Raw genomic sequence first — 9,443 nt, forward strand, 5'->3', positions numbered from 1 at the left:
CGCAATGCTTGCGCCCTCTTTTGGGCGCAAGCATTGCGCCCCTACAAGAAATAACGATTTTCATTAAATTTACCACCTTGACAGGGCTAGGGTTTTAATCCCTGTCGGTTGTTGCGATTAAGCTCTATTTTTAACCCCCGTCGGTTGTTGCTACTCTGGATACCAGATGGATTCAATCTGGTGGGCGAGTTCCTGACACTGCTGCTGTAAGGCTTTTCCGGATACCCCCTGAACGATCGCCGTTACATGACCCATTTTTCGCCCAGGACGAGATTGAGTCTTGCCATACCAATACAGATGCGCCCCGGGAACTGCCCGGAGTTGCTGCTGTTTGGCGCTATAGTCGTCCTCAGACTCCTCATATCCCAGCAAATTCACCATGACGGCCCCCGCACAGTTGAGGGCGGGGTCGGGCAAGGGTAAATCACAAACTGCCCTCAGATGCATTTCAAACTGCGAGGTATTGCAGGCATTGATAGTTAAGTGTCCGCTGTTGTGCGTCCGGGGGGCAATTTCATTCACTAGGACCTGGCCCTGGGGGGTTAAAAATAGTTCGATGCCGAAGATGCCGACGACATCTAGGGCGGATAATAGACGATGCGCGATCGCCTCAACATGAGCATTCACCTCCGGAGTCACATCCCCAGGGGCGATCGCCCGACGGCAAACTTGCGCTTCCTGCTGGGTTTCCACCACCGGATAAATCACCACCTCACCGGCCTGATTTCGCGCTGCCATCACCGCTAATTCTCGCTCAAAGGGGATAAATTCTTCCAGGAGTACCCCCGGGCGACCCCAGCGTTCCCAGGTGGCGAGGAGAGTTTGGCGATCGCCACAAATGGCCGTTCCCTGACCATCATAGCCATGACGCCGCGCCTTCATCACCACTTTTTCCGATGGCAGGTCCGGGGTAGGCGGCAGTTCTGTACCATCAAAGGCCATAAATTTAGGCACCGGCAACCCCAGCGATCGTAAATAACACCGCTGTTCATATTTATCCAAAATTGGCACTAAAACCGACAATTTCGGGCGGAAACAGACCCCTTGTCGTTCCAACTGTGCTAACGCAGTTAAATCCACAAACTCATTTTCAAACGTAATCACATCGCAGCGTTCAGCCAGTTGCGCCGTAGCCTGGGCATCATCAATCGGTGCTAAAATCACCTCAGAAGCTCGGGCCGCTGCGGGATCGCTATTTTTGGGGGTCTGAACCACCAGTTCGATCCCAAGTGCCTCCGCCGCATCCGCCATCATCCAGGCCAATTGACCCCCGCCTATTACTCCAACCCGGTTTATTTTTTCAGTGCGATCGATCTGGCTCATTGTCAAGTGCAGTTGTTCTGTTTCTGTTTATTTCTAGTGTTTCAGAAAAATTAGACATCTGGCAAACAAACGGATTGATCCCCCCAACCCCCCTTAAGAAGGGGGGCTTCAGAGAATTTTGCAAGATGTCTGTTCCTCTGGCCTCCCCCTTCTTAAGGGGGACGGGAGGGGGATCTCACGGGGAAAAAGGCGGATCAAACTGGTATTTTGCAAGAGGTCTATTGAATCCTAAACCCTTACCCCGATTAATTTTATCGCCAAATGCTCAAACGTTGGTTTTTGTGGATATTCGGCAGCCTTTTTACCCTCGGACTCATCCTCTGGGTAACCCCGGCCCGGTCTGAAAACAAGGTCGATGCGAACTGTACCTACAATGACATTTCCTTGTATGGCAAAGTGGAAATTGTCGAGAGTTTTCCAGACTTGAAGATTCAAATCGTTGCCTCCTTTCCTGACCTCCGGGTAAAAATGGTTAATTCATTTCCCGATGCTTGTGGCAAGTGGCAGGTAGTTGAGTCGTTCCCGGATTTTAAAGTTCAGGTCGTTGACTCGTTTCCAGACCTCAAAATTAAATGGGTTGACTCGTTTCCAGGAATTCCTTAAAGACTGCTGCATCAGAGGTTTGCTGTGGCAAAATAGTCAGGTTTAAGCCTAAATGTAGAGGCGATTCGCGAATCGCCTCTACATTTAGGGTCGGTTTTCAAATATGCGGAAGTCCTTTTATAGCGTTTCCCAATGTGATGAGATCCGTTTTTGGAGTGCGTTGGCGCAGCCAGGGCGTAAGCACTAACATCTTGCTCGCTTTGAGGAAAAAATAAACTCCCTCTCAGATAAAATTGCCCCCGGCAATGGGAAAATAAGAGCACGCGCAAGCGTAAGGGGGCGCTTCAGCCATTGGTGCTGGTGCAATCCCGGTCATCAACGAAGGAGATTGCAATCATGCTCAAACGAATTGCCACCATTATGGTGGTCATAGTTAGTCTGGTCCTCAGCAGTTGTACGGTTTCAGCCGCCAGTGGACTCAAAAGCCATATTGATAGTACCGATGGATACGAATTCCTCTATCCGAATGGATGGGTGCCGGTGAAGGTGAATAATGGTCCGGATGTGGTCTATCACGATTTGATAGAAACCCGGGAAAATGTGAGCGTGGTGGTCTCTCCGGTGAAGGATGGGAAAACCTTAACCGAATTGGGGACGCCGAGTGAGGTGGGGTATAAACTCTCTAAAAATGCGATCGCACCCCCGGGTTCCGGGCGCGAAGCGGAATTAATTAATGCCGAACAGAGAGAAAAGGGAACCAAGACTTACTATCTGTTAGAATATGCAGTAAAACTTCCCACCCAAGAGCGACATAATTTTGCCAGCGTTGCGATTAGTCGCGGGAAACTTTTTACGTTAAATGTCTCCACCTCGGAAGCGCGCGCCGAAAAAATGAAAGAGCAGTTTCAAACCGTGGTTGATAGTTTCTCGGTTTACTAAATCCGTAAACATCATCACGCTGAAGATGGACCTCCCTCCCCCCAATTCTTTTCTATAGGAGGGGAGGGGGGAAGGGGTTTAAGTCTTCTACTAATAAGCAAAAATAAGGTTATGGGCATTCCTGCATTTGTATTAGCTTCAATTTCTCCGGCGCGTTTGCACCTGTTGCAAAGTGCGGGAATCGAACCGATCGTCTGTCGGAGTGACTTTGATGAATCAACGGTGACATCAACGGATCCGGTAACTCTAGTGAATACCCTGGCGCAATGTAAGGCAGAGGCAGTGTTGGCTAAGTTTAGGAATCCAGGCGATCGCACCGTGACCCCAGAAAAACCCGACAACCCCTCCCGGGTGGTCGTCTTGGGGTGCGATTCAGTCTTGCAAGTGGATGGGGAAATCTATGGCAAACCAGAAACCCCAGCAGAAGCAGTCCAACGATGGCAAAAAATGCGGGGGGGTGTGGGTGAACTTTATACAGGTCATGCCTTGTTCGATTTAAACAGCGATCGCCATGTAGTGCGCTGCCAAATGACCCGGGTGTACTTTGCCAATATCAGCGATCGGCAAATCGAAAACTATGTGGCAACAGAAGAACCCCTGCGCTGTGCCGGTTGCTTTGCGATCGATGGCCGAGGCGGACTCTTCGTAGAAAAATTGGAGGGATGCCATACCAATGTCATTGGCTTGAGTTTACCCTTATTACGGAGTCTTCTGGAAGAATTGGGCTATGATGTCACCGACTTCTGGCCGGATTCAATTCATCGGTCTTTGTAATCCAGCAACCGCAGGGAGTTTACACTCTGTAGAGGCGCTTCGCGAAGCGCCTCTACAGGGGATAAGTGTGGGGATTGACTGTTATTGGGAGGCGATCGTAAACAGTTTTAATTAATCATTAGGCATTTGACTACGAACAATAGATTTAACTTCTATAATGACTTCTTTCACTTGGTCTTTAGATACTAATTTAGAATCTCCATGAGCAATAGAATTTCTGATTTCTACTAACTTTGTAATAATTTTGTGGGTTCCTTTAGTAATAACTCCTTTCCCTTTGAGGACATTATTTTTATTTTGTAATCCTTGGGGCATAGTTCCATCTTTGAGACTTTCTCGACAAAGTTCAGTTAATAAACTTTCTAATGAACATAAAGTAATTAATCCAGCTAAAATATACTGGTCTTCATCAAACAATTCTTGAGCTTGCGCTATATGATTCAGGACAGATTGCACTTCTATCGCTAAAAATATGTTTTCAAAGATACCATCTTTTAAATCCTCTTGTATTGCTTCTAAATTAACAGTGATTTCTTGGATCTCAATTCCGGTTAAATAAATTTGTCTGCCTTTTTTATCTTTTTTACCTTGTAATAATTCTAAGACATTAAAATATACTGTATTTTCTAATGGCAGTTTACTCAGTAAGTGCAAACACTGTTTTTGCCATTTTAATAGGTTATAAAGCAAATCAGTATAATGATCAGGCGTTGCCATCTCTGAAATGTCTTGTGAATCATAATAAACATCCCCTAATAAACTTGCGTAATTTTCTTCATATTCTTTTTTAAAAAAATTTTTACTGAGTTGCTTTCCTTGAAGAATTAAACTGGCTAATTTTTTTTCAATAGATTCTTGGGTTTTTAGTTTGATACTCATTTGGATTCTCCACTACTAAATTTCTGAAGTTTTTTCTGAGCTAGAAAAATTAGCAAAATTGTCTACAAGATTTTAGGGTGATGCGATCGCCTATCGGTCTGAGCAGATTCTAAGTTTCCATTCTTGCTACTCCTTACATTCATGAACTCGCTGCCGTTGGGGTGAATTTTGAGTCAGTTCGCCAACTTCTTAGGTGATTTTAACAACAGCTAATTTATTGAACTTTAATCTGTGAAAATATCAGTTCCAAATTCATCAATCAGCCCTTGGTAATCGTCATAACTTTTTTGCCTTGGTAATTTGTCTATTTGCTCATTAATAAAGTTAATTTCTTTTCTGAGTAACTCCGGATTAGATGATATTTTGTTGTATTCTTTTGTTACTTTTTCAAATGCTTCTTTTAAGGTTTTTCCTGTTCCTTCTATCGGAATTTTAACACTGGATTTAATATATGTTTCTACAGTCCACTTAATGGAAGAAGGAGAAATACTAACCGTAAATTTATATTCTTCAGAGTGACACGATAACTTGAATCCAGTTTTTTTAGATTGAAAAGATCCACTAGACTCATGTTTAAAACTATCAAGTTTGATGTTTTTATCATAAATTTTGCAAATCTCCTTCATCTCCTGTATGCTGGCTGGAACATTTGAATCTAAAATATTGTGAGTTAACTCCATATTTTCTAAAAAACGATTCGCTCTTTTAGTTTGGAAATTTAAATCTGCTTCTAAGATAGTTTCGCCCACTCCTATTATTTTTGTAGTAAAATCATAAAAATTTAAAGGCCAACTTCGAGACAGTATCATCCATCCTTTTCCTCCCTCATATTCGCAACAAATATATTCTTTGTAATATAAAATTTCGCTGGTTTCAAATTTATCAGCAATTCTTTGGTTAATAATTTTTTTTCTTCTTATCTTTCGCTGCTCCGATTCGTCCTCGCTACCATTTTCAGTATTTTGTTTGTCTTCACTCCCCATACTTGTTGAAGAATTGTGGCTAACAGCGTAATCGCTTAAATATTTTGCAGTTATTTCTTGTGGATTGACAATTCGACACGGTGCAAGACAACTATAATATGTGATCTCCTGCTGGGCTTTTTCCAAATATTTATTGTTACTGTAGTTTCGAGCTTCCATATATTGTGCTTTTAACCTGCTAAGGCTGGGTATGTTGACAACATTTTTTAAAACAGTTCTTCGCTCATATTCGTCATCACTATCTTCAAAAAAATGGGTTGCAATGTTAGGATTTAAAATAAATGTTTTTGCCCGCCCACTTTTTAAATTAACTAAGGGATCGTATATAAAACAATATCTAGTAAATCGATCTACAGATTGAAGACGCCTATTCCATCGATTCTGTTGATTAATTCGATATGCTGCCGGAGATGAATCAACTTCCTCTATACTATCGACATCAAAAATGGGTTCTTGAATTTTATTTTCTTGATCCATGATGTGTTTCCCAAAATTTAAAAACCAAGACCAACTTTTAACAACCAACAATTCATTACCCCGGGCATTGATCGCCTTGACAGCAATTTGCTGATGTTCCCCTAAGCGCTTTCTGGAGGCTATCCCAAGCATTCGTCAGGGTGAAAAATGCCTGGTTGACGTGGAACCACAGACCGTTATAGTCAGTTTATCCACTATCGCCTCGGCATTGACGGTCTGGAACCACTCTTTCAAGCCAGGGGCCAAGTTCTCCAGAGAGAGGTTAGGGGGCTTACGCAATCCCCGAATCAGTTATTAGGTCTGAAAGGTGGCTGGACTCATTGTTATTACAATAACCTGAACAAGCGAGCTAACATTCTGGAGATTTCCTTAAATTTCTGAACGTCCTGTTCTTCCAGCGTTTCAGTCCATTCAGTCCAATGCAACCCGGACAAGCGGCCTCCCTGAGATTGTCCAGGGATTGCAGTAGGAGGGTCAGAATAGGCACTCCAGCTTTTATGATGGGGCTGGGGTGAAGCGGCAAAGGGTGACCGTTTGGGGGCGTGATTTCTTCGAGGCGATCGCCTCTAAAACTTTGGTGATAGCTCTGCATCAATGCCCTCCCACATTTGTGAAAAGGGCATAATCTGTCCTGTCAAGGCTTCCCGTAAGCCCTGCCGAATACCTTCTATGGCGATTTCCGTAGGGGTCTCATCCGGGTCTTCCTCGCCTTCTTCAATCATCAAGACGATGACGCGGACTCGCTGAGGCTTGGTCACTTCCAACAGAGCGATCGAGGGTGAGTTCTCCATTCTCGTTAATGGTGGCTGTGGTTTCAATTGCTTTCATGGTGTGTGATGGAGTTGTTGAATGGGGAGCTATTTCAATCTATTTTAAGTTTAGTCTAGGGATTGACTTCAAGCAGCCTCCTCAGTAATCTTTGGGATGTCGGTGGTCAGTTCGCCGGTGAAGGCTTTCTCCACAGACTCGGCTTGTAATACTCTGAGCCATGTGGGTGATTTTTTGCTTCAAAATACTCATCTAGGTTGACCTGACAAACTTTCGCATATAAAACCACCGGATCGATATCTGCCCCATTGTCCCAACCGATAGTACCCAAGTCTGGATTAACGGTAACTGTAGCAAAATAATCTGGATTTCTAAGGGGTGCAAATATGCCAGTAAATTCAATGATTTCTGTGAGGTTTATTGCCCCATGAACCTCATCTTCAAATTTCAGATAAAGTTGATATCCTTCTAACGGTTTGGCCTGAATTATATCTTTAAACATGATTATTCTAAGGGGTCAATTTTATGAAGTTCTGGATTTTGTCTGGCTAGTTCCCAGTGAGCAATTGACCGGGCGTGATGACCTCCCGACGAATTCGGCTGTCCGGGAAAACCCCCCAACCGGAGGCTTTGAAGGCTGGATCAATCAGTTCGGCACGGGTCTGAGCTTCGTTCATAATTGTGATTAGGGGGAAGGAATAACCTGAATCAAACCCGTGTGAAAAGCAGTGTCGTAAGTCAGAATCGGTAAATTTTCCAATTCTGCCTGAGCCATGAGCATTCGGTCAAATGGATCTCGATGGGAAATGGGTAGACTTCCGGCCCTCAATGCGTGAGCGGCAGTGATGGTGAGTTCGATGAACTTTGCTTGCTGTAAAATGCCCTGATAATTATCAACCAAGGGTTTCGCTTCCGGGAGTTTGCCGATGCGGTATTTCGTGGCAATTTCCCAAGCAGAGGCGCTGCTAACCAGAATGTGATAGTTGGGGTTACGAATGATTTCTCGGCACTCTTCGTTAAGTTTGGGGTCATTAAAAAGCCACCAAAGTAGGATATGAGTATCGAGGAGATAGCTTATTCCCATCGCTGCAATTCTTCTTCTGGTAAAGGTTCAAAAAAAGCGTCTGAGAGTTTTCCCGTGAGTAAACCCGGGGTGCGCGCTTCCGCTTCGTTAACCGTCAGAGTTGCAGTTTTTTCTTGATTTAAACCTAAACGGAAGTAGTGAATCAGGTCATAAATTTCTGCAAGTTTCTCTTCTGGAATATCTTGTAATTCTTGGATAATTTTTTCGATTAACATAAATCCCCCCAGTTTTAAGGGTTGTAATAACTAAAAATATCAGAAATTTTGATGCGGTAATCTCCTTAGAATCACGTAAATTTTCTGTCAAGGCCACCACATCTAAAAGTTTCATCATTGCGGCCATGAAAATTAACTACAGAATTGATGGTTCATTTTCTCATACTACCTCTAAAATTTGGGGTTGGGGTAAAGGTCTATTCTCTGCTCCATAACTTTCAATCAGCAGTTCCAGAACCTCTTGAGCATTTTTGAGGGCTTCCTCGTAGGTCTCTCCATCGGTAAAATAGCGCTGAATTTCTGTAGCAAATTCCGGCAATTCTACCAGATAAGCTCCATCTACTTCAGACCAAACAATATTAACCCGATACTTAAGTTGTGATTGAGGTAAACATCTCATTAGTTCCAGCACCGATCGCATATTTTTGAGGGCTTCATCAAGAGTCAGCCTGTTTATTCTTGAGTCGCCGATCGCAAAAACTCTCCTACTAAAATGATGCAATCAGGAAACGCAAGCGGCGCGATCGCATCTTGCTCGGATAGCTTTTGTTCCGAGCGATAGCCGTCTTGCTCTGGTTCTCGAAACACATACAGGCATCGTTCCTGCACATCCAAAATCCAATACTCTTGAATGCTAGAGCGGCCATACACTGGAACCTTTAGATCGCGGTCTCGCCGCAGGGTGCTATCGGCGACCTCTATTAACCAAAAGATTTCTGTGGGTGTGGGGTGATGATCTTCATAGTCCAAGGGGTCAATGTGGGCGATCGCAATATCCGGCTCAGGTTCAGAAAAATCACTCAACTGCACCGGGTCTTGAAACCGTAGCAACGCCCGCCCCCTCAACCGTTGCGACAAAGCCCGATCGATTCGGGTAACTGCCGCACTATGCGCCGTCCTATGAGCTGCCATTGTGTAAAGTTGCCCCTCAATCAATTCCACCCGCTCGGAAGCAGCCAAAATTCCTACTTCTACCATGCGGTGATAATCCCGAACGCTCAGAGAGCGAAGTTCAGCGGCGATCGTCATAGCCTCAACCTCCTGAAATGTTCCCGAATCGTTACTTCTAGTTTGGCACTTTCGACTTTTTTAAAACCTAAATCTAGGCGATCGGCCTCAAATCCTGCACCTACTCGCTAAAATAAGCCGGACATCAAATCACCACAGAGGTTAAGGGGCTGACGCAATGCCCGAATCAGTGATGAGGTCGGCAAGGTGGCTGGACTCATGGTTATTACAATAACCTGAACAAGCGTCCTAACATTCTGGATATTTCCTTAAATTTCTGAACGTCCTGTTGTTGCAGCGTTTCAGTCCAGTGATGGGTAGAGATACCGACCCTAAAGTTAATGCAGACGGTAAGGGAACTCCAAAAAATAAAATCTCCAAAACGTTCGTTCGTAGATCAACGGAGTAGCGCGATCAATGTAGGGGCGCAATGCTTGCGCCCCAGGGGCG

13 protein-coding genes are annotated in these 9,443 nt (G+C 44.3%); 3 read left to right on the forward strand and 10 right to left on the reverse strand.

The window, feature by feature from the left end:
- Positions 1-150: 150 nt before the first annotated feature.
- On the reverse strand, positions 151-1,323 hold the full coding sequence (locus NG833_RS29520) for a 5-(carboxyamino)imidazole ribonucleotide synthase (RefSeq protein WP_254568835.1): 1,173 nt from the start codon (positions 1,321-1,323) through the stop codon (positions 151-153).
- A 261-nt stretch (positions 1,324-1,584) separates the two neighbouring features.
- On the opposite strand from NG833_RS29520, the gene NG833_RS29525 reads away from it, so the two are divergent.
- The 3 genes from NG833_RS29525 to NG833_RS29535 all read left to right on the forward strand — a co-directional run bounded on the left by NG833_RS29525 (position 1,585) and on the right by NG833_RS29535 (position 3,579).
- Positions 1,585-1,926 (forward strand): hypothetical protein, encoded by a 342-nt coding sequence (locus tag NG833_RS29525; RefSeq protein ID WP_254568836.1) that lies wholly within the window; start codon positions 1,585-1,587, stop codon positions 1,924-1,926.
- 336 nt (positions 1,927-2,262) lie between these two features.
- Entirely contained in the window at positions 2,263-2,805 is a 543-nt protein-coding gene (gene psbP, locus NG833_RS29530) for a photosystem II reaction center PsbP (protein ID WP_254568837.1), read from the forward strand.
- Positions 2,806-2,916: 111 nt separating this feature from the next.
- Positions 2,917-3,579 carry a nucleoside triphosphate pyrophosphatase gene (locus NG833_RS29535; protein ID WP_254568838.1) on the forward strand — a complete coding sequence of 221 codons (663 nt, stop codon included), beginning with the start codon at positions 2,917-2,919 and terminating at the stop codon, positions 3,577-3,579.
- A gap of 111 nt (positions 3,580-3,690) precedes the next feature.
- Here NG833_RS29535 and NG833_RS29540 read toward each other — a convergent pair whose 3' ends face one another.
- The 9 genes from NG833_RS29540 to NG833_RS29575 all read right to left on the reverse strand — a co-directional run bounded on the left by NG833_RS29540 (position 3,691) and on the right by NG833_RS29575 (position 9,014).
- A complete protein-coding gene (locus tag NG833_RS29540; protein WP_254568839.1) occupies positions 3,691-4,458 on the reverse strand; it encodes a hypothetical protein in 768 nt (255 codons plus the stop codon).
- A 224-nt stretch (positions 4,459-4,682) separates the two neighbouring features.
- Positions 4,683-6,050 carry a hypothetical protein gene (locus tag NG833_RS29545; RefSeq protein ID WP_254568840.1) on the reverse strand — a complete coding sequence of 456 codons (1,368 nt, stop codon included), beginning with the start codon at positions 6,048-6,050 and terminating at the stop codon, positions 4,683-4,685.
- Positions 6,051-6,484: 434 nt separating this feature from the next.
- The gene (locus NG833_RS31145) at positions 6,485-6,643 is read right to left on the reverse strand and encodes a hypothetical protein (protein WP_375293984.1); all 159 of its coding nucleotides are present in this window, start codon (positions 6,641-6,643) and stop codon (positions 6,485-6,487) included.
- A 209-nt stretch (positions 6,644-6,852) separates the two neighbouring features.
- Positions 6,853-7,188 (reverse strand): DUF2442 domain-containing protein, encoded by a 336-nt coding sequence (locus tag NG833_RS29555; protein ID WP_254568841.1) that lies wholly within the window; start codon positions 7,186-7,188, stop codon positions 6,853-6,855.
- Between the two features lie 46 nt (positions 7,189-7,234).
- Positions 7,235-7,363, reverse strand: a complete 129-nt coding sequence (locus NG833_RS30720; protein ID WP_256556216.1) for a hypothetical protein — start codon at positions 7,361-7,363, stop codon at positions 7,235-7,237.
- A gap of 8 nt (positions 7,364-7,371) precedes the next feature.
- Positions 7,372-7,770, reverse strand: a complete 399-nt coding sequence (locus NG833_RS29560) for a type II toxin-antitoxin system VapC family toxin (RefSeq protein ID WP_254568842.1) — start codon at positions 7,768-7,770, stop codon at positions 7,372-7,374.
- Positions 7,761-7,985 carry a hypothetical protein gene (locus tag NG833_RS29565; RefSeq protein ID WP_254568843.1) on the reverse strand — a complete coding sequence of 75 codons (225 nt, stop codon included), beginning with the start codon at positions 7,983-7,985 and terminating at the stop codon, positions 7,761-7,763. The genes NG833_RS29560 and NG833_RS29565 overlap by 10 nt, the downstream gene beginning before the upstream one ends.
- A gap of 160 nt (positions 7,986-8,145) precedes the next feature.
- A complete protein-coding gene (locus tag NG833_RS29570; RefSeq protein WP_254568844.1) occupies positions 8,146-8,385 on the reverse strand; it encodes a type II toxin-antitoxin system HicB family antitoxin in 240 nt (79 codons plus the stop codon).
- Positions 8,386-8,438: 53 nt separating this feature from the next.
- Positions 8,439-9,014 (reverse strand): Uma2 family endonuclease, encoded by a 576-nt coding sequence (locus NG833_RS29575; RefSeq protein WP_254568845.1) that lies wholly within the window; start codon positions 9,012-9,014, stop codon positions 8,439-8,441.
- Positions 9,015-9,443: the final 429 nt, after the last annotated feature.

This window comes from Oscillatoria sp. HE19RPO (genome assembly GCF_024220515.1).
Taxonomy (GTDB): domain Bacteria; phylum Cyanobacteriota; class Cyanobacteriia; order Cyanobacteriales; family Laspinemataceae; genus Laspinema.